This is a genomic window from Sphingomonas gilva (assembly GCF_003515075.1).
Lineage (GTDB): Bacteria > Pseudomonadota > Alphaproteobacteria > Sphingomonadales > Sphingomonadaceae > Sphingomonas > Sphingomonas gilva.
Genome location: NZ_QWLV01000002.1, coordinates 492,516 through 512,252, shown reverse-complemented (window position 1 = coordinate 512,252; position 19,737 = coordinate 492,516). Strand labels below are relative to the sequence as shown.

Sequence of the window (19,737 nt, the reverse complement as noted above, 5' to 3'; positions counted from 1 at the left end):
GGCGGGGCGTCAGTTCGTCTAAGGGGTCTCGCTGGACGATAGCTCGTCGAGCATCTCGAGCATCTCTCTCAGCTTGTTCTTCGTTGCCGTCACCTTCATCGTTACCAACAGGTCGTGATGGCCCGATAGCAGCAGCACTGCCTGCAGCACTTCCTGCGAGTTGTGCATCAGAATCACCAGATTTTCGCCGCTGGGACCGTTTTTCGCATCGAACCAATTCTTGACCGTTCGCTCATTGGTATTCGTCATCCTAGCGACGGTTTTGATCGTGCTCGGCGTGTTTCCGAACTCGATCCTGAGCGCTTCCGCGATCGCCTCCACAAAAGGCGGCAGTGATTCCGGTTCGCTCCGCGCCGGAAAATCTTTTCCGATTTTGGACCGAAATTTTCGGTCGTTCTTCGTAAGCGACATGCCGATCGCTCTCCGCCAAGAGAAAATCGAAATGGTCAGATTTCTGAGACATTAGCGAGTGCGGCAATGTGATGGGCTATTCAACAGGACCGGGTGACCCTGGAGGCCCACCAACGATCGTTCGGGCCGCACAATATGTTCGGATGTCGACCGACCATCAGAAATACTCCACTGAAAATCAGGCAGAAATCATCGCAACTTATGCCGCGCAGCGTGACTTCAATATCGTTCGGACCTATGCCGACGAAGGGCGCAGCGGATTGAACATCGCCGGGCGCGGCGCGCTCCAGCAGTTGATAGAGGACGTTCGCAGCCATTCTGCCGATTTCGAAGCGGTCCTCGTGTATGACGTCAGTCGTTGGGGTCGGTTTCAGGACGCCGATGAAAGCGCCTATTACGAGTTCATCTGCCGGGAGGCCGGTATCACGGTCCACTATTGTGCCGAGCAATTCGAGAATGATGGCAGCCTGAGCACGACGATCATTAAGAACATGAAGCGTGCAATGGCTGGCGAGTATAGCCGCGAGCTTTCGGCCAAGGTCTTTACCGGCCAATGCCGTCTCATCACACTCGGTTACCGCCAGGGCGGTTCCGCCGGCTATGGGCTCCGACGTCATCTAGTCGATGAATATAACCAGCCCAAGGCGCCGCTCGAACGAGGTGAGCACAAGAGCCTGCAGACCGACCGAGTGATCCTGGTCCCGGGGCCGCCCGATGAGGTCGCGACGGTCCAGCGCATCTACAAGCTGTTCGTAGTTCAGCGGCGCTCTGAGCGCGAAATCGCCACGCTACTTAATGCGGAAGGGCTGCGAACCGATCTCGGCAGGACTTGGACGCGGGCGATCGTCCACCAAATCCTGAGCAATGAAAAATACATCGGGAACAACATCTACAATCGGGTGTCGTTCAAGCTGAAGCAAAAGCGCGTCGTCAACGCGCCAGACATGTGGATTCGTGGCGAGCAAGCCTTCGAACCGATCGTCGATCGCGACTTCTTCGAGGCCGCGCAGCGCATCTTCGCCGAGCGCGCGCGCCGCTTCTCGGATGACGAGCTTCTAAAGATGTTGGCCGATCTGCTCGGCGCGCGGGGTGCGCTTTCGGGGATGATCATCGACGAACTCGACGAAATGCCGTCCACCGCCACCTATAGGCACCGGTTCGGCAGCTTGGTACAGGCCTATCGGCTGATCGGCTACGAGCCCGAACGCGACTATCGCTATATCGAAACCAATCGGGTGCTGCGCCTGATGCATCCCGGCATCGTCGCCGCGACTAGCGAGGCGATCGAACGCGTTGGAGGGGCGGTCCAGGTCGATCCCACCACCGATCTTCTCATCATCAACGGCGAACTCTCTTTATCGCTTGTTATCGTGCGCTGCGCCGAAACCTCGGCCGGTAACCTGCGCTGGAAGTTTCGGCTCGACACCAGCCTGAGACCAGACATCACCGTTGCGGTCCGGATGGACGCCCGAAATAAAGCGGTGCGGGACTATTATCTGCTACCATGGATCGATGTCGGCTCCAGCGAACGCCTGGGCATGGCGGAGGAGAACGGCGTCTATCTCGACGCCTATCGTACCCATGACCTTAGCCCCCTCTATCATCTGACCCGGCGTCATCGGCTAGGCGCGGCAGCATGAGCAATGATGTTCCGGAAATTCGCATGATCCCGGTGGCCGAGATCGAGGTGCTCAACCCCCGGTCGCGCAATCGCAAGATATTCGACGAACTGGTCGCCAGCATCGCCCAGCTCGGGCTCAAAAGGCCCATCACTGTCAGTCCCAAATCAGGCGGCGCAGGCTATGAACTGGTGTGCGGCCAAGGCCGGATGGAGGCCTTCATCGAGCTCGGCCAGGCTTTGATACCGGCGGTGGTGATCGATGCTTCGAGTGACGACTGCTATGTGATGAGCCTTGTCGAAAATCTTGCAAGACGTAATCACAGCCCGCTCGAGCTCATCCGCGAAATCGGCGCGCTGCGCGACCGCGGCTATAGTCACGCCGATATCGGCCGGAAGGTAGGGTTCAGCGCAGAATATGTCTGGGCGATATGCTTCCTGCTCGACCATGGCGAGGAGCGGCTGCTCGATGCGGTCGAGCGCGGTATCGTACCGCACAGCATCGCCATGGAAATCGCGCGCGCGACCGACGAAGAGGTCCAGCGCGCATTGACCGAAGCCTATGAGAGCAAAACGCTGCCAGGCAACCAAGTGCTGGCGATCCGGCGGATCGTCGACGAGCGCAACCTCATAGGCAAGAGCGTGCGGAGCATCGGCCGCGTCGGGGCAAAAGCGGGCAAACCGTCCGCGACGGTGCTTGTGCGCGCCTATCAGAAGGAGGTCGAACGTCAGAAGCTGCTCATCAAGAAAGCGAACCTTGCCCAAAGTCGGCTATTCTTCGTCGTCAATGCGCTCAAGAAGCTGCTGGACGAAGAGCATTTCGTTACGCTTCTGCGCGCTGAATCGATGAATAGCTTGCCATTGCCGCTCGCCGAGCGGCTCGGTATTGCCGAGGCGTGAGATGAGGGAGGTGCGCATCGCCTTCGAGCGCGAGGTGATCGTTGTTCCGCTGGCGCAAATCGCGCCGCTGCGCAAACTCTCGCCCAACGTCGCCGCATCAAAGAAATATCAGCGGATCGCGACCTCGATCGCCGAGGTGGGCATTATCGAACCGTTGGTCGTGACGAAATCGAACGCCGACGGCCTCCACCTGCTTCTCGATGGCCACCTCCGATATTATTCCCTCCTCGCGCGGGATGAGTTCGAAACCCGCTGCATCGTTTCCGACGACGACGAGTCCTTCACCTACAACAAGCGGGTCAACCGGCTGGCGACCATTCAAGAGCATTATATGATCGTCCGCGCGATCGAGCGCGGCGTCTCCGAGGACAAAATAGCGCGGGCCTTGGGCGTTGACACCAAGCTCATCCAACGGCGACGGTCGCTACTCGACGGCATTTCGGCCGATGTCGTCGAATTGCTGCGCGATCGCTCGGTCAACCCCCAGACCTTCGAAATTCTGCGCAAGCTCAAGCCGCTGCGACAGATCGAAGCTGCTGAACTGATGGTGTCGGTCGGGAATTTCACGTCGAGCTACGCCAAGGCACTACTCGCCGCGACAAAACAGGGAGACCTCGCCAAACCTGACCACCCCAAGCAGGTCGACGGCATGACGCCCGAACAAATGGCGCGGATGGAACGCGAAATGGAAACGCTCAACCGTGATTTCAAAGCCGTTGAGGAGACGTTCGGGGATGACGTACTCCAGCTCGTCCTCGCTTCGCGCTATCTCGCGCGACTGGTCGGGAACAAGGAGATCGCCGGCTATCTCGAACGGCGGCACCCCGATATGCTCTCCGAGTTCCACACGATCATATCGGCGGCGTCGCTCGACCAGGCGGCGTCGCCCTGACCCTCCACGGTTGCCGTCGTAAGAATATTCGGCGAGACGGCATCATGCGATCCCGCTTGCGCATCATCGTGTTGGCGTTCTTTGCCGCGACGCTGGCAGCGTTCTTCGCCATGCCGCTGCTGCGCGGTCACAAATGCATCAAAGCCGGCGGGCAATGGGACCGCGCCTCGCTAACTTGCATGCACAGTCGTCCGGCACCTCGGTAACAGCCGCGGCGTCGCGCGGCGCCGGTCAAGGCTTGCGGCGAAATGACCAGACGAGAGCCGCGCAACTGCCGACAAGCGCAGCGAACGCGAACAGGATAGACGCGTCGATGACAACCATATTCCATAACTCCTCGCTTTCATATATAACCTATTTGGTTTGTGTAGGACAGCGTGTATGAGCATGTTTGCGGATGACGCCTTTGGCCGTTTCGCCGAGACAATTGCCAGCCTCTCTGATTCCCGACTGCGCAAGAGAGCTTGCCTCGTGGGGCATTGGTCGCCAGGCTCGGTTGCGATGCGTCGTTCCTCGCTATGCCTTGCGATCCTCACCCTCGCGCTGGCACCGGGGTGTCAGCCTCGGCCAGAGCTATCCGAGCGGACCGAACCGCAAACGCTGAAGATCGTCAGCTGGAACCTTGAGCATCTCGCCGAGGCCAACGGTATGGGATGCCATCCCCGCGAGGACGCGGACTATGCGGCGCTGCGCGGCCATGCCGACCGGCTCGACGCCGACATCATCGCCTTCCAGGAGGTGGAAAACGTCGCAGCGGCCGCACGAGTATTTTCGCCGGATCGCTATACTATCGTGATGTCGCAGCGACCGGTCAGCCGGCGCGGCGGCGCCTGCTATGGGCGTCCGGGCAAGACCATTCGCAACCAGGCGGTGGGCTACGCCATTCGCAAAGCCCTGCCGTTCATCCGCAACCCGGACCTCTCCGCGCTCGGCCTCGGCAATGCCGATCTGCGCTGGGGCGTCGATGTGACGATCGGCACGGCCAGGCCGCTGCGCTTGCTCGCGGTGCATCTCAAATCAGGCTGCAACACCGGATGGGCGGCGACCGACCGCGATTGCGACACATTGTTCGCGCAGCTGCCGGTGCTCGAGCGCTGGATCGACGCGCGCGCGGCCAGCGGCGAAAGCTTCGCCGTCCTTGGCGACTGGAATAGGCGTCTCGCGCGCCGCAGCGATGCATTCTATGCCGAAATCAACGATGCCGATCCACCGGGCGCCGACCTCGATCTCGCCGCGGGCGACAAGCGCGCAACCTGCAAGGCGCGCTACAGCGAATTCATCGACCACATCGTTACCGGCCGCGCGGCGACCGCACGAATCGTCCCGGGATCCTTCGTCGAGTTCACCTACGGCCTGCCTGAGAGCGCACACCCTTCGGACCATTGCCCCGTCGCTATTCGCGTAGCGAGCTAACCGGCGCGGTCGATCCGATCGACATCCAACAGGTCGAATCCCGACCTGGCGCCCTCGACGGTCACCCGTTGCCCGATCAGCGGCTTCGCTTTGCGACCCACATCGAGCAACCATGTGCCGCCGCCATCGACTTCGAGCACCAGCCCACGCCGCGAGTTCAGCAGAAGACCGGTCAACCGATAGCGCTTGCCCACCGGCATCAGTTGGGACGGCCTTCGGACTGGGTTGATTCGAGCTGGCCGATCCGTTCGGCAATCAAGGTGAACACGCGTTCGCCACGCGTCTCGCCGCGCTGCGCAAGCTCGGCCGCGCGAGAGGCGGCACGCCGCCGGGCATCCGGGCCATGAATGCGCAGCAGCATGTTGGCGCAAGCCCAGATCTCGCGGTCATCGACCATGCGGTTCCTTCACAATGTGGCGATGCATATCGCAGCGAATGGCGTTCTCAAAGGGTCCGCGTCCGCCGATGTCCTATCTATCAAGTTCGGAATTCTGAAGCAGATGTTAGGGCTTGGCGAGGCATTTCAGCATGAGATCGCGGCCGCGTGCGGTGATGCTCAGCCATATCCGACGCAGGTCGTCGGGATCGGACCGGCGCTCGACCAGGCCGCGGTCTTGCAGCGCGTCGATATGGTGAAGCTCCGTGGTGGTGGGCGAGCCCGAGGAGATGCACGCCGACGAGACCGCGATGTTGGTCCCGGTCTTATGGGCGACGAATAGGTCGAGCAGAACGTCCCAGGAAAGCTCACCAAAAATGTTCATGCCGTTAAAGATGTGATCACGCCGCCGTCGCCGCTCGTAGATCCGCCGCGCGGTGGCCAAAGCTGAGAGAGCGTCGGGAAGCGGCAAGGATCTTTAATAGCGCAGCGCGTTGTCGAGCGAGGACGGGCGGCCGGCGCGAGCGTTGGCCGCTTCTCCAGATCGAGTCAGCAGGCGGACCATTCGGTCGCATCGAAGATGCGCTAACGCTCGCGGAGGGCACCGAAGTCTGAAAATCTCCCGACTCGTGTTCAAATGCGAGGAGCCGGACTTCCATCATTCTTCGTGGTTGATCGCATCGGCTCGATAGGCCAGGCATCCAGTCTTCGGATCACGGCATCGCCGCGCCGCGCGGTCGCGCTCCATCGGAGCGGGCCTTTTCCGGGAAAGAAGCGATCGGTGATCGTGCGGGTGCCATCGGCAGCATAGAGTTCGACGATCGACCGATCGACCAGCAACCGCAGCGTTATCGTCCCCTTACCCGGCGGCAGGGTCGCAACGTGCCGGTCGGCAAAGGCATCGTGGAAATGCGGCCCCGCACGGGTGCGGTCGATGAAGACCTCACGTGTCTCGGGGGTGTAGCCGATCAGCAATTCATGGCCCTGCGCGTCCGTGAGCGTCAGGCCGACTTGCGAAGCCCGGAGCGGATCGATGGTGACGAGCAAATCGACACTGTCTCCGAGCTCCAAGGGCGTTGGCGTCTCCGTCAGCCGCACATTCTCGACCCGCCGCAGCGGCCCGCGGCGCTGCTTCAGCTCGCGGACCGGCGCCTGCGCGATCCGCCAGTCGTCTCCCTCCCGGCGCAGCGAAAGGCTGCGCGCCACCGTCATCAGTCCACGCGACGGATAGGTGGGAATGGCATGGGCGTAGCGCAGGTCGGTGGCCCAGCCGATCCAGACACGGCGCCCGTCCGGAACCTCGTTCCAGGAGGAGGCGGCGTAGAAGTCCGCACCGTGATCGACCCAGTGCGGTGTGTCGGGCCAGCCGGGCTCCAGCGTGAACCGGCGTCCATCGAAGGCGCCGACGAACCATTGTTCCCCCGAACCCCCATCGGGACCGTTGTCGCCCTGACTGACGGTCAGAACCCAGCGCGTTTCGCCGGGCCGTCCATTCTCCACGGGCAATTCGAACAGATCGGGGCATTCCCAGTTGACGCTTCGGCTGGATGCCGTCGGCCCGAAGTCGCTTTCATGGGACCACTGCTTCAGGTCCGGGGACGAGTAGATCGCCGCTTTCTTCTCCTTTGCCTTGACGACGATCATCACCCAGCGACGCGTGGCTTCGTGCCAGAACACCTTGGGATCGCGAAACTCGGTAGAGCCGATGTCCAGCACCTTGCCGTGACGGGTGAAGGTGCGGCCGCGATCGTTGCTGTAGGCGACATACTGCGCCTGAATCCGGGATTTCGGGTCAAAGCCCGTGTAGATCGCGACCATCGCCGGTTTGCCGCCGCGACCGAACCCGCTGGTGTTTTTCCAGTCGATCACCGCGCTTCCGGAAAAAGCCATGACCTCGGTTTCCGGGAGGGCGAGGGGCAATTCCCGCCAGCTGACGAGATCGGGACTGACGGCATGGCCCCAGCTCATATGGCCCCAGCGATCACCATGAGGATTATACTGATAAAACAGGTGATACTCACCGTCATAATAGACCAACCCATTGGGATCATTCATCCAATTGCGCTGGGGCGCGTAGTGAAAAACGGGACGCGGGTCGGCCATCGGCCACTGCGTGACGCCAGGCACGGCAGCGATCAAAGCCAAGGCGATAGCTACCAAGACGCGCATCGCTCGTTCCTTCTCCAAGCAGATTGGGTCGTAAACGCTCGCATCGCCGCTGGGCGAAAGCAACAGAAAGTCATTGCGATACAATGCTGTCGATTCTTGCTTCGGTAAGTGCGGCAATGAACAGCTGGGCCACGACACGACGGCCTTGCGTCCAATCGCGGTCATTTGCGCGGGTTGGCCAAGATCGCAAAAGCCGCCGTCGCAGTTCACCGTCAACTTGGCTTTATAGGATGTGAAGATCGTACGCGAAACCGCGCGCTCTTGCGTCTGGAGGCGAATCGCGACGTTCGTCAGTCAGCTCTGCCGCGCGGTGTCGGTCAATCGCGAAGATTGTCACCTACTGCGAATGCCCGCAAGTGGCGGCGTGAGCGGAATGATCGAATCGAGGCGGCCGTCATATCTGCTTTTCAGCCTCAGCCGGTCAAAGCTGACCGGCTGCAGTTGAAGATTGGGTATATCGATGACGGTAACTGATATTCGGACACGGGCGGCAGCCCCCGTCGAAGCGACGGGACAGCGGTTTGGCTTAGTGCTCGATCATGCCGAGCGACATGGAGCCGCTTACGCGCACAGGGAATTCTAGGCCAGCACAGCACGCATCAAAAATTTACGAGCAAATTGAGACGAACCCTATCCAGCCAATCCAAGGGATCATTGCTCAGCGAATATAGGGCATCCTTCGGACGGTAGCGATAATAGGTCGCATTGAGGATGAGATTGTCCGTCGGTACAAAGTCAATCGCCAGCGTGTGCTGGAGATAGTTTGTCGGAATATTGGTATTGTCGTGACTGAAGGCCGCCAGCACGGCGTCGACTTCGGTCTCTGCATATCCATAGCCGAAGCGCCAGTCGTTCGGCTTGCTCGCACGGCCAGCGAACAGGTCAACGCCAAACCCGGTGTCGGCATCCGTCGCCGCGCCCAAATTCTTCACATAGTTACCGACCAGGCGAACGGGCCAACGCTCTCCAAGACCTTGATAGGTGATGGCGGCGATACCATCGAGCAGGTCGAAGTCTGACAGATATCTGCCATCGGGGCCGATCAGATTGCTGCGGAAATCACCGCTGTCGGCCCCGGCGACGCTGCGCAGAGAATAATCATAATATCCGACGGCCAACTCCACGCGGAGCGGAGCGGCGGGGTCGCTCTCGAATCCGATCTGAACGCCCGCCATGTCGCTATTGGAGCCGGCCACGGATTCGTCGATGAGGAAATAGAGGCCTGTCGCCTTGATCGCGTGGCCACTCCCCAAGGGAAGCTTGTAGGCCGCGCTTGTGCCTTGGGGGCTGACGTCGCCGTCCCAGACTAGGTCGGTGCGGGCGAAAGGCAACGGGATCTTGCCGCCATACGCAACAAGGTTTCCCGACGCGATACGGACATAGGCCTGGTCGAGACTGAACTGCAGGTCGTCGTCGAAGTTCGACAGCGTGACATCGGTTGTGTTCGGATCGTCCGGATCGCCGGTTGCGATCTGACCGCCAACCGTGAGCCAGTCGTTGACTTCATAATTTGCTCTCAGCCGGGCGCGCAAAACCCCGCGGTCTCGGTTGCGCGCGTCCCGATCGCCAAAATTTGCCTCGTAGCGAAGCCGCACATCGCCCGAGACGTCCAACCTGTCCAGCAGACCGTCCGAACCACCGTTCGGTGTCGCCGCGGCCGATTGCGTCGCCACCGGCGGCGCGGGCTTGGCGGCTTGCCGCGCAAGCGCCGCCTCCAACTCGCTGATCCGCCGCACGGCGCTTGCCTGTTCTGCACGAAGCTGATCGAGCTGTTGGCGAAGGACTTGGATGTCCGATGGCGAACTCGATTGTGCGGCGACGGGACTCCATGCCGTCATCAGGGCAGCGACCGCGCCAGCCGCGAAAGTCCCGCGCCCCGCCATCAAAAAGCTGTCATGCCTCATCGCATCCTCCGCCTTGCCTGGTTCATTCGCCGGCGCCGTAGCGCTCGCTGCTTCACAGGCTTCAATTCAGCCTAGGCGGGAAACCTGTCATCAAACTGGCGGAACACGTCATCGAGGCGTCAGAATGAGGTCGATATCAGTGCAATCTGGTTCCGGCTCCAATTCATCGTTGAAGCTGACAATGGGCTGACATCACGCGTGACCTTCTTATCAGCGGCAAGCGTCTAGCGAGGACTGGTCATGAATTTGCAGGAGAACGCCCATGTCTCGCTTGATCACGCTTGTCGCCATCTTCGCGGCTTTGCCGGCCACCGCCGCGCTTGCCGGAACGCTGACCGACGCGCAGAAGGCGGAGGTGCGGGAAATTGCCGTGTCGATCGCGCAACCAATGGGCGTGACCGTTTCGGAGGTTCGCGCGGATGGCGCCGAACTGCACATCATTGGACGAGATCGCCACGGCGTTGCTACGGAGATCACGGCCAACCGAATCAGTCACATCGTGAGCGCCGTTGCGACATCTGGCGGTGAACAAGAACATGCCAGCCGCTGATATTGTCCGCCTGCGCGGTGAACACCGGGGACGAGAGATGATCAAGGCCATGTGCGCCGCTCTCATGATCGCGATCATGGCGACCAGCGCCGTGCCTCAGCCGGCGTTTGCGCAGGGGAAGCGCGACAAGAAGGCGCAGAAAGCCCGCGACCACGATCTTGCGCGGCAGGCGGTGCTGCGCGGCGAGGTGCTGCCGCTTGCTCGTATCCTGTCGATAGCGCAGCGCGCTGCACCGGGGGACGTTATCGAGGTCGAGCTGGAAAGCAAGAATGGGCAGCTCTTCTATGAGGTGGAGTTGCTCACACGTTCGGGCGTGATCCGGAAGCTCTCGCTGGATGCCCGAACGGGCGCGCTGCTACGGAGGAGGCCAAAATAGATGAGGGCGCTGGTGATCGAGGACGACCCTGATGTCGGTCCGGATGTCGTTCGGGCGCTCGAAGCCAGCGGCTTTCTCACCGATCTGGTGGTCAATGGCGAAGACGCCTGGTATCGCGGCGATGTCGAGGAGATCGACGTCGCGGTCCTCGATCTCGGCTTGCCAAGGCTGGACGGGATTTCCGTGCTGAAGCGATGGCGCGAGGCCGGGCGATCCTTTCCCGTGCTGATCCTGTCGGCCCGCAGCGACTGGATCGAGAAGGTCGAAGGAATCGAGGCTGGTGCCGACGACTATCTGGGCAAGCCATTCGAAATGGGCGAGCTCGTCACGCGCGTCCGCGCATTGGTGAGGCGAGCTTCCGGCCACGCAGCGCCGAGCATCGATCTTGGCGATCTGCGGATCGATACGCGGCGCAGAGCAGTGACCGTAGGCGGCGCACCGGCGGAGCTTTCGCAACTCGAGTTTCGCCTGCTCAACTATCTGGCGCACCAGGCCGACCGCACCGTCTCGGCAGGAGAGCTGGCCGACCATCTCTATGGTGCCGAGGAAAGTGGCGACAGCAACGCTATCGAAGCACTCATCCTCAGGCTTCGTCGCAAGATCGGGGCGGCGCGGATCGTCACCCGACGCGGCTTCGGCTATCAGGTCGTGCCGATTTCCCGATGAAGGCTTATTCGCTTCGCTGGCGACTGTTGATCGGCGGCGGTCTGGCGATCCTGGCGGCCATGGCGATCGCCTGGCTAACGATGATCCTGCTGTTCGACAGGCACCTCGAGCGTCGCGTCGAGTTCGAGCTTCGGCGGCACGCCAATCAGCTTGTCGCCGCCGTCGATGCGGATCCTCAGGGCGGTATCGCGCTCTCGAGAATGCCGACCGATCCCCAGTTCGAAACGCCCGCAAGCGGTCTCTACTGGCAGGTCTCGACAGCCGATCGAATCCTGCGATCGCGATCGCTCTGGGACCAGGCGCTTGCCCGTCCGACACGCTCGTCCCGAAGCGATTGGTACACGCGCCATGTCCAGGATGGGCCGTTCGCCCAGGACATTTTCCTCGTCGAACGCCTCGTTTCGCGGTCCGGCGATAATGACGCGGTGCTCATTCAGGTCGCGCAGGACAGGACAGGACTCCGGGCAGCGCGCCGTGAATTCGGGCTCGAACTTGGCGCCTTTCTGACGGTTCTTGGAATCGTGCTGGCCTTGGCCGCCTGGCTGCAGGTGTCGCTGGGGCTGCAGCCGCTCACACGGGTCCGTCGAGAGGTCATGACCTTGAAGCGCAATCCCGCCGAGCGCTTGAGCGAAGTCTATCCGGAGGAGGTCGAGCCACTGATTGATGCGATCAACGACCTTGCAGGCGCACGCGAAGCGGACCTCAGACGCGCGCGCCAGCGCGCCGCCGATCTCGCGCATGGCATGAAGACACCGCTCGCCGCGCTGTCGGCGCAAGCCAGACAGATCAAGGCCGCTGGCGGCGATACGAGCGGACTGGACAAGGCGGTTGCCGCGGCGGCGGCGGCTGTCGAGGCCGAACTCGCGCGCGCGCGCGCCGCAGCTACGCGGTACGCCGCCCAAGACCGACGAACCGCGGTGCTCCTGCTTTGCCAGCGACTGGTGGCGGTGCTCGAGCGGACCGAGGCCGGCGCTCGAATTGACTTCCAGTTCGATATTCCTACGGAGCTGGAATTGCCCCTTGCCGAGGACGACCTCAGCACGTTGCTTGGCGTCTTGCTCGAAAATGCCGTCCGGTTCGCCCGGCGCCTCGTGACCATCCGGGGCGGAGCGAGCGCAACCGGTGTTTCGATCATCATTGATGACGACGGCCCGGGCATGACGCCAGATCAGGTCCGTCAGGCGGTCGAGCGCGGAATCAGACTGGACCAACGCGGTGGTGGGCATGGCCTGGGCCTGTCGATCGCCACCGATCTGATCGACGCGACCGGAGGACGCATCACGCTCGAGCGCTCGCCGATGGGCGGATTACGGGCCGTCTTGGGCTGGACAGGGATCGAACGGCTCACCTGAGTTACCCGGTGCGGCCGGCAATGTAACCGTGCAAACGCGGTCGAGCGCGGCGCTTGCATAGACCCGATCTCGGCGTCATCGCTTGGCACCACGACAAGGCGAGGACTCCAATAGAGGGTCCGACATGGATGGAGGGGCGGACATTGAGGATAATGGTCGTCGAGGACGATCCAGATCTGGGCGATGCCATTTTGAGGCGGCTGCGCCGTGATGGCTACGCCGTTGATTGGCAAAGCGACGGCGAGGAAGCGGACGACGTCCTGCGTTATCAGGCATATGATCTCGTGGTGCTCGATATCGAGCTGCCGCACATGGATGGCTTCGCCATCCTGCGCGAACTGCGCAGGCGTGGGGCGCGAACCCCGGTGCTCATGCTGACCGCGAGGTCCAATATTGAAGATCGCGTGGGCGCGCTCGATGTCGGCGCAGACGACTATCTCTCCAAGCCCTTTGATTTTCGTGAGTTCGATGCGCGCTGCCGTGCATTGTTGCGGCGTTCGCAGGGGCTGGCCGCCGGCGTCATGCAGATTGGCGCGTTGACCTTCGACCGGGGCGCCAAGGTCGCGCTTCTGAACGGCGAGCCGCTGACGCTGCCCAACCGGGAATATCGTTTGCTGGAGATTTTCGTGGGCAACCTTGGCAGGGTGTTGAGCAAGGAGCAGATCGCCTCGCAACTCTTCGATTTCGACGACGAGGCAAGTGAGAATGCGATCGAGCTCTATGTCGGCCGGCTGCGTCGCAAGCTTGGTGATGCGCTTGTGATTCGCACGATGCGCGGGTTGGGTTATGTCGCCGAGGCAGGCTCCGGGTGACTCGCACCATCTCGCTGCGCCTGCGATTGGCCGGAACGATTGGCGCCTTGTTTCTCGGCGGGATGATCATCCTGTACCTTGCAGCCCGCGCCAACAGCCAGGTCGCAGCGGATCGATCCTATGATCGACTGCTGGCCGGCGCGGCGCTTTCCATTGCCGAAACGCTTTCCATCGATGCGGGAGAGGTTCGGGTCGACATCCCCTATGCGGCGCTCGACATGCTGTCCGCTGCGCCTGACGACCGTGTCTTCTACCGTGTCATCGGACCCGCGGGGAACACCGTGACCGGCTATTCGGACCTGCCGCGTGCGCGAACTCCAAGGCGCGGCGACAGAGGTGTGAATCCCAGCCAGTTCTTTGACGCCCGGTATCGCGGCGAGCTCGTCCGGTTCGTCGTGTTGCAACGTGAGATCGCACAATCCGGCGCGACCGGATGGCTGGCTGTACAGGTTGGCCAGACCAGACGCGCGAGGGATGCACTGGCGCGCGATCTGACGCTCGACGCGGTGGCGCCGATCGTGCTCCTCACCCTGCTTGCGCTCGCTTCGGTGTGGTTCGGCATCGGTCACGCGCTACGCCCTTTGACGTCGATCGGTGAGGATCTCGCTAGGCGCGAGCCTTCCGACCTACAGCCTGTCGCTGCCGCCGTACCACGTGAGGTGGCGCCTCTTGTGGATTCGATCAACGGGTTCATGGGGCGGCTTGGTGCGAACATCGATTCGCTTCGGGCATTCATCGCGCAAGCCGCCCATCAGATGCGCACGCCTTTGGCGGCACTGAGGGCGCAGGCGCAGGTCGCCAGCGAAGATGATCCCGACGAACTGCGCCACGCGCTTCGTGCGGTCGAGCGCAACGCTTCCAAACTCTCGCGGCTCCTCAATCAGCTGCTGAGCGACGCGACCGTCAATCATCGCTCCGACATGCGGGATTTCGCACCGTGCGACCTGAACCAGGTCATCAGAAACGCCATCCGGGAGTCGATCTCGCTCTCCGAGCACAGCGACGCGCATTTTTGCACGCCGCTCGACGTCGCCCCGTTCGTCGGCGATGCGCTGCTGATCGGGGAGGCGCTCAAGAACCTGATCGATAACGCTTTGCTTCATGGCGGCGCCAATGGGAGACGCGTCGATATCGAACTTGCCGCGACCGACGCGATTTATGTCCTGACGGTCAGTGATCGCGGACCGGGTATTGCCATCGATGACAGAGAACGACTGTTCGAAAGGTTCGCCAGGGGCACCGGACTGGTCCCCGGCGCCGGGCTCGGACTGGCGATCGTTCGCCAGGCCATCGCGAGCCATGATGGCAGCGTAAGCCTGCTCGATCGGCCCGGCGGCGGCCTGATCGTGATGCTGGAACTCCCCCGGAGGGGTAAATGAAGATAGGCGCGCTCCTCGTTGCCGCACTGACGATCCTCGGTCTCGGCGCCCTGGTCTGGCATCTGCGGCAAGGGGGCGACGACATCGCCGTATCGCGCGGTACGACGCTCACGATCTACAGCACCACGGACACCGGCGTCTTCCGGCCGGTCATCGCGGATTTTCGGCGCCTGCATCCGACCATCGCCGTCCGCTACGAGGAACTCGACGCCGCGCCGCTCTATCGACGCTATCTCGACGAAGCCAAGCGAGGCCAGCCGCGTGCCGACCTCCTGCTGAGCTCGGCGATGGATCTTCAGGCCAAACTGGTGAACGACGGCTATGCGGCACGCCATTCTTCCGCAAATGTTCGGGCGTTGCCCAGCTGGGCGCGCTGGCGCGATGAAGCGTTCGGCTTCACCTTCGAGCCTGCCGTCATGGTGTTCAACCGCGACGTGATGGCGGGGCGCGAGCTTCCGCTTTCGCGCGCGGAGCTGCTCGAAACGCTTCGCCGCGACAAGACGTTTTGGCGGAATCGCGTTGGCACCTACGACATCGAGCGTAGCAGCGTCGGCTATCTGCTCGCGTCGCAGGATGCCCGTCAGTCCAGCGATTACGGTGTCCTCGTCGAAGCGATGGCAGATACCGGCGTCCAGTTGGAAGACAATACGGCAACCCTGCTCGACCAGCTTGAAGCAAGGGAGCTGGCGATGGCCTATAACCTGCTCGGATCCTATGCTCAGGCGCGGGCGGACGCCAACAACAAGCTGGTGATCATCTATCCGCGCGATTACACATTGGCTGTATCACGCACTGCAGTGCTGCCGAAGGATGGACCCAACCCGGCTGCAGCGCATCTCTTCCTCGAGTATCTCCTGTCGATCCGCGGCCAACGGCTGCTGGCGAACGAAAGCCGCCTCAGCGCCGTGCGCGAGGAGGTGCCTGGCCGGCTGCACCAGGCCGGCATGGCCGAATCCCAGATAGGCCCGTTGCGCCCGATACCGCTGGGTCCCGGCCTGCTGGTCTATCTGGATGATCAAAAGCGCAGGCGCCTGCTCGCTAGCTGGCATGGCATGATCCATTCCGCCCGCTGATTTTGCTGCGCTGCAATGACAGTGTGGTGACAGCAAGCGCTGCCATTCCTCCCCTCACAGCAATCCCCTGAAGAGGGATGCCGGCGGTTAGGCGCCGAAACGGAACGTCCAATGCGAATCACCACCTGGTGGCGTGGACGTCTGACGGAGGGTATGAATGCAGGGCGCTGACATAACGCTGACACTGCTTGGATTCGGCATGGTCGTCACCTTCATGGTGCTGATCATGACCAAGCGGCTGTCGCCAATGGTGGCGCTGACGCTCATCCCCATCCTTTTTGCGCTGATCGGCGGTTTCGCGGGACCCGAGTTGGGCACGATGATGCTCGACGGAATCAGAACCCTCGCGCCTACCGGCGTGATGCTGATGTTCGCCATCCTCTATTTTGGCATAATGATCGATGCCGGGCTGTTCGACCCAGTCGTGCGGAGGATCCTCCGCGCCGTAGGCGGCGACCCGCTCAAGGTGGTGGTGGGCACCGCGATACTCGCGGCGATCGTCTCGCTCGATGGCGATGGCTCCACCACCTATATGATCACGGTCGCATCGATGCTGCCGCTATACAAAAGGCTGCGCATGGATGCGCTCAACCTGACCTGCGTCACCATTCTCGCGGGCGGGGTGATGAACCTCACGCCTTGGGGCGGGCCGCTGGCCCGGGCCGCGAGCGCGCTCCAGGTCGACCCGTCGGACGTGTTCGTGCCGATGATCCCATCGATGATCGTGGGGGTCGCAGGAGTGATTGGACTTGCCTATGTGCTGGGCAAGCGTGAGCGGGCGCGACTGGGGGTGGTTTCTCTCCAGCCGGTGGGATGGATGCCTGGCGGGATGCCTGCGCTCTCCGCCGCCGCGACATCCCCGCAAGCGCTGGCGGACGCCGAGCCGACGATCGAGGACACTGCATTGCTGCCGGATGCGGACGAGGCCGAGGCGCTGCGTCGGCCGAGGCTTCTGTGGGTCAATGCCACGCTGACCGCCGCACTCATGGTTGGACTGGTGCTCGGCGTCCTGCCGCTCCCCGTCCTGTTCATGATTGGCTTCGCGATCGCCCTGATCGTCAATTATCCGCAGGTCGAACTCCAGCGCCAGCGCGTTGCCGAGCACGCCAAGAATGTCATCGCCGTCGTCTCGGTGATATTCGCAGCCGGCATCTTTACCGGGATATTGAGCGGGACGGGCATGGTCGACGCCATGTCCAAGAGCTTGCTCGCGGTCATACCGCAGGCATGGGGACCATATCTCGCACCGATCACCGCCGTCGCCAGCTTGCCCTTCACATTCTTCATTTCGAACGACGCCTTCTATTTCGGCGTACTGCCGATCGTTACCGACGCCGCCGGCGCGTACGGCATCGCGCCGGTTGAGATGGCTCGAGCGTCGCTGATCGGCCAACCCGTCCACCTGCTGAGCCCGCTGGTGCCGTCCACCTACTTGCTGGTCGGCCTCGCCGGCGTCGAATTCGGCGACCACCAGCGGTTCACCATCAAATGGGCAGTGCTCATCTGCCTCCTGATGATGGTCACCGCTTTGATTTGCGCCAGCTTTCCACTGGTTGCGGGATAAAAATGAAGAACCGGAGGGGATTGTCATGAACACCAGGACCAGATTGCTCCTAGCCACCGCGCTGATTGTCTTTCCCGTGGCGCATGCCCACGCGCAAACGGCCGAGACCGCGCCCGAGGCCGCGGAGGTTCAGCAGGAAGAGGCCGCGCCCGATATTGTCGTCACCGGCCAGTTCTACGATAGCGGCGCCAAAAGCGCGATGAAGATGGACGTGCCGGTGCTCGACACGCCGTTTTCGGTGGCGAGCTACAGCGATGACTTCATCAAGTCGCTCGAGACCACCACGATCGATCAGCTGTACAACTACATGACCGGGGTGAAAAAGGCCGGCAATACCGGTTATGATATCACGCTGCGCGGTTTCAAGGCGGGCGGCGACGACCGCAACACGATCCTTGTCGACGGCCTGCCTGGCCTGACCGGCCGCTACGGCTCGCCACCGACGATCGGCGTCGAGCGGATCGAGGTCGTCAAGGGGCCGATGTCGGTCCTCTACGGGCAGAACCAGCCCGGTGGCTTCATCAACATGATCACCAAGAAGCCCGAAGCCAATCAGGCGACGCGCGTGGAACTGCGCGGCTCGACCTATGCCGGACACGGGATCGACCCGCTCGACCTCAACGGTTTTTCTATCGCCGCGGATACGACCGGCGCTTTCGACGATGGCGGAACCGTGCTTTATCGCCTGGTCGGAGAATATAGCAATCGCGATCAGTTCCGCGACTTCACCTATGACAAGGGCGTCTATGTTGCGCCCAGCCTGACCTGGAATATCGGCGCGTCAACCTCGCTCACCGCGCAGCTGGAATATCGCAAGCTTGAGATGAGCTTCGACAACGGACTGGTTGCGCCTGATCGCGATCTTTCGCGCGTCGCACCGATCACCACGCGCTATCAGGAGCCGGGCGATTCGCGCACCGAGGAGGGGTGGTCCGGCAGCTTCCACTTCTCGCACGAGTTCGCCAATGACTGGGAGTTGAACGCCTCCTATCGCTCGATCGACTATGAAAGCGGCCAGAAGGAGTTCAGCAGCCGCCCGCTGCGCGCCGACGACCGCACGCTGACGCGGCGCGCGCGCCAACTCGAAACCGCGCGCGGCTACGACTATCTCGATGCCAATCTGACGATGAAATTCGACACGGGGCCGATCAAGCATCAGCTGCTCGTCGGCTTCAATATCGGCAAGGACACGATCGACGAGGACCGGGTGAAGTTCGTCAACCCTGGCGCCTGCCCGGGGCCGTTCTGTTTCGATATCGATATCTACAATCCCGTCTACGGCCAGGTTCCCGATTTCGACAGCCTGCCGGCGACCAATCCCGGTCGCCCTGCCGACGCACAACAGCTCACCCATCAGCTGTTCACGTCAGAGACGATCGGCGCCTATTTTTCGGATCTGATGTCGATCGGCGACCATTGGAAGGTGTCTGTGGGCGCGCGCGCCTTCCGGGACAAGACAACCATCGAGGAGCTCCGTCAGGACACCCCAACGCAGACCAAGACCGCATCGCGTACTTTCCTGCCGAGCGTCGGCGTGATGTTCCAACCGACCGACAAGTTCACGCTCTATGGCAGCTATTCAGAATCCTACATCCCGGCGAGCCCGAGCGCCAACGACATCAACGGTCTCAATCCGTTCGATCCGGTCGAGGGCAAGCAATATGAGGTCGGCGCCAAGACGGAGAACCTGCTTGACGGCGCGCTGACCGCGACCCTGTCGCTATTCAGGATCGACCAGGTCAATTCGCTCAACCGCTTCGATTGTCCGATCGGTGTCTGCTACCAGCAGATCGGCCAAGCCCGTTCCGAAGGTATCGAGTTCGAGGCCAATGTTTCGCCGGTGCGCAACTGGCAGATCCTCCTCGGCTATGCCTATCTCGATGCCCGGATCACCGCGTCGCTCGATCCCGTCGAGGTCGGCCAGAGACTGGCCAATACCGCAGAGCATTCGGCCAATATGTGGACCCGGTACGACTTCGACAACGGCTTCGGCCTCGGTCTGGGGGTTTCCTACACGGGCGATCGCGCGGGGTTCATTCCCAACAGCGAGAACAGCCTTCCGCTCGAGCTGCCGGCCTACACGGTCGTCGATCTCGGCCTTTACTACAAGCAGGAGAATTACAGTCTGAACCTGAAGGTCGGCAATCTGCTCGACGAGACCTATTACGAAAGCGCCGGTTTCACCGCCGATCTGCAGATCGCTCCCGGCGCTCCGCGCTACATCGCGGTCTCGGCGAGCTTCGACTTCTAAAGGGAGGCTGGGATAATGCTTCGCTTCTCGA

The 19,737-nt window shown here is 62.0% G+C and carries 19 protein-coding genes; 13 read left to right on the top strand and 6 right to left on the bottom strand.

Going from position 1 to position 19,737, the window contains the following annotated elements:
• Positions 1-18: 18 nt before the first annotated feature.
• A complete protein-coding gene (locus tag D1610_RS07070; RefSeq protein ID WP_147414287.1) occupies positions 19-411 on the bottom strand; it encodes a transposase family protein in 393 nt (130 codons plus the stop codon).
• Positions 412-482: 71 nt separating this feature from the next.
• On the opposite strand from D1610_RS07070, the gene D1610_RS07065 reads away from it, so the two are divergent.
• From D1610_RS07065 to D1610_RS07050, 4 genes are all read left to right on the top strand, one after another.
• Positions 483-2,051 carry a recombinase family protein gene (locus tag D1610_RS07065; protein WP_118863423.1) on the top strand — a complete coding sequence of 523 codons (1,569 nt, stop codon included), beginning with the start codon at positions 483-485 and terminating at the stop codon, positions 2,049-2,051.
• Positions 2,048-2,929, top strand: coding sequence for a plasmid partitioning protein RepB C-terminal domain-containing protein (locus D1610_RS07060; protein ID WP_118863422.1), 882 nt, complete (start codon positions 2,048-2,050; stop codon positions 2,927-2,929). Before D1610_RS07065 ends, D1610_RS07060 begins: the two co-directional genes overlap by 4 nt.
• A gap of 10 nt (positions 2,930-2,939) precedes the next feature.
• On the top strand, positions 2,940-3,821 hold the full coding sequence (locus D1610_RS07055; protein ID WP_425453205.1) for a plasmid partitioning protein RepB C-terminal domain-containing protein: 882 nt from the start codon (positions 2,940-2,942) through the stop codon (positions 3,819-3,821).
• A gap of 381 nt (positions 3,822-4,202) precedes the next feature.
• Positions 4,203-5,234, top strand: a complete 1,032-nt coding sequence (locus D1610_RS07050; protein WP_147414286.1) for an endonuclease/exonuclease/phosphatase family protein — start codon at positions 4,203-4,205, stop codon at positions 5,232-5,234.
• Here the strand turns inward: D1610_RS07050 and D1610_RS07045 are convergent.
• From D1610_RS07045 to D1610_RS07025, 5 genes are all read right to left on the bottom strand, one after another.
• On the bottom strand, positions 5,231-5,434 hold the full coding sequence (locus D1610_RS07045; RefSeq protein WP_118863419.1) for a DUF5818 domain-containing protein: 204 nt from the start codon (positions 5,432-5,434) through the stop codon (positions 5,231-5,233). The two genes, D1610_RS07050 and D1610_RS07045, sit on opposite strands and share 4 nt — an antisense overlap.
• Positions 5,434-5,631, bottom strand: a complete 198-nt coding sequence (locus D1610_RS07040) for a DUF6961 family protein (protein WP_118863418.1) — start codon at positions 5,629-5,631, stop codon at positions 5,434-5,436. Before D1610_RS07040 ends, D1610_RS07045 begins: the two co-directional genes overlap by 1 nt.
• A gap of 106 nt (positions 5,632-5,737) precedes the next feature.
• Entirely contained in the window at positions 5,738-6,055 is a 318-nt protein-coding gene (locus D1610_RS07035) for a helix-turn-helix domain-containing protein (protein WP_147414285.1), read from the bottom strand.
• Between the two features lie 188 nt (positions 6,056-6,243).
• Entirely contained in the window at positions 6,244-7,989 is a 1,746-nt protein-coding gene (locus D1610_RS07030; RefSeq protein ID WP_245942055.1) for a glycoside hydrolase family 32 protein, read from the bottom strand.
• Between the two features lie 389 nt (positions 7,990-8,378).
• Positions 8,379-9,683 (bottom strand): putative porin, encoded by a 1,305-nt coding sequence (locus D1610_RS07025; protein WP_118863416.1) that lies wholly within the window; start codon positions 9,681-9,683, stop codon positions 8,379-8,381.
• A gap of 262 nt (positions 9,684-9,945) precedes the next feature.
• On the opposite strand from D1610_RS07025, the gene D1610_RS07020 reads away from it, so the two are divergent.
• From D1610_RS07020 to D1610_RS06980, 9 genes are all read left to right on the top strand, one after another.
• Positions 9,946-10,233 carry a PepSY domain-containing protein gene (locus D1610_RS07020; protein ID WP_118863415.1) on the top strand — a complete coding sequence of 96 codons (288 nt, stop codon included), beginning with the start codon at positions 9,946-9,948 and terminating at the stop codon, positions 10,231-10,233.
• A gap of 37 nt (positions 10,234-10,270) precedes the next feature.
• Positions 10,271-10,609: a PepSY domain-containing protein gene (locus D1610_RS07015; protein ID WP_182466731.1), complete on the top strand. Its 339-nt coding sequence runs from the start codon at positions 10,271-10,273 to the stop codon at positions 10,607-10,609.
• Complete coding sequence (locus D1610_RS07010; protein ID WP_118863413.1) at positions 10,610-11,275, top strand: response regulator transcription factor; 666 nt, start codon at positions 10,610-10,612, stop codon at positions 11,273-11,275.
• Positions 11,272-12,627: a sensor histidine kinase gene (locus D1610_RS07005; protein ID WP_118863412.1), complete on the top strand. Its 1,356-nt coding sequence runs from the start codon at positions 11,272-11,274 to the stop codon at positions 12,625-12,627. Before D1610_RS07010 ends, D1610_RS07005 begins: the two co-directional genes overlap by 4 nt.
• Positions 12,628-12,779: 152 nt before the next feature.
• Complete coding sequence (locus D1610_RS07000; RefSeq protein ID WP_245942022.1) at positions 12,780-13,439, top strand: response regulator transcription factor; 660 nt, start codon at positions 12,780-12,782, stop codon at positions 13,437-13,439.
• Entirely contained in the window at positions 13,436-14,818 is a 1,383-nt protein-coding gene (locus tag D1610_RS06995; RefSeq protein WP_222926953.1) for a sensor histidine kinase, read from the top strand. The genes D1610_RS07000 and D1610_RS06995 overlap by 4 nt, the downstream gene beginning before the upstream one ends.
• A complete protein-coding gene (locus D1610_RS06990) occupies positions 14,815-15,891 on the top strand; it encodes an ABC transporter substrate-binding protein (RefSeq protein WP_118863409.1) in 1,077 nt (358 codons plus the stop codon). Before D1610_RS06995 ends, D1610_RS06990 begins: the two co-directional genes overlap by 4 nt.
• A gap of 157 nt (positions 15,892-16,048) precedes the next feature.
• Positions 16,049-17,455 carry a CitMHS family transporter gene (locus D1610_RS06985; RefSeq protein WP_182466730.1) on the top strand — a complete coding sequence of 469 codons (1,407 nt, stop codon included), beginning with the start codon at positions 16,049-16,051 and terminating at the stop codon, positions 17,453-17,455.
• 25 nt (positions 17,456-17,480) lie between these two features.
• Positions 17,481-19,706, top strand: coding sequence for a TonB-dependent siderophore receptor (locus tag D1610_RS06980; protein WP_118863408.1), 2,226 nt, complete (start codon positions 17,481-17,483; stop codon positions 19,704-19,706).
• Positions 19,707-19,737 lie beyond the last annotated feature (31 nt).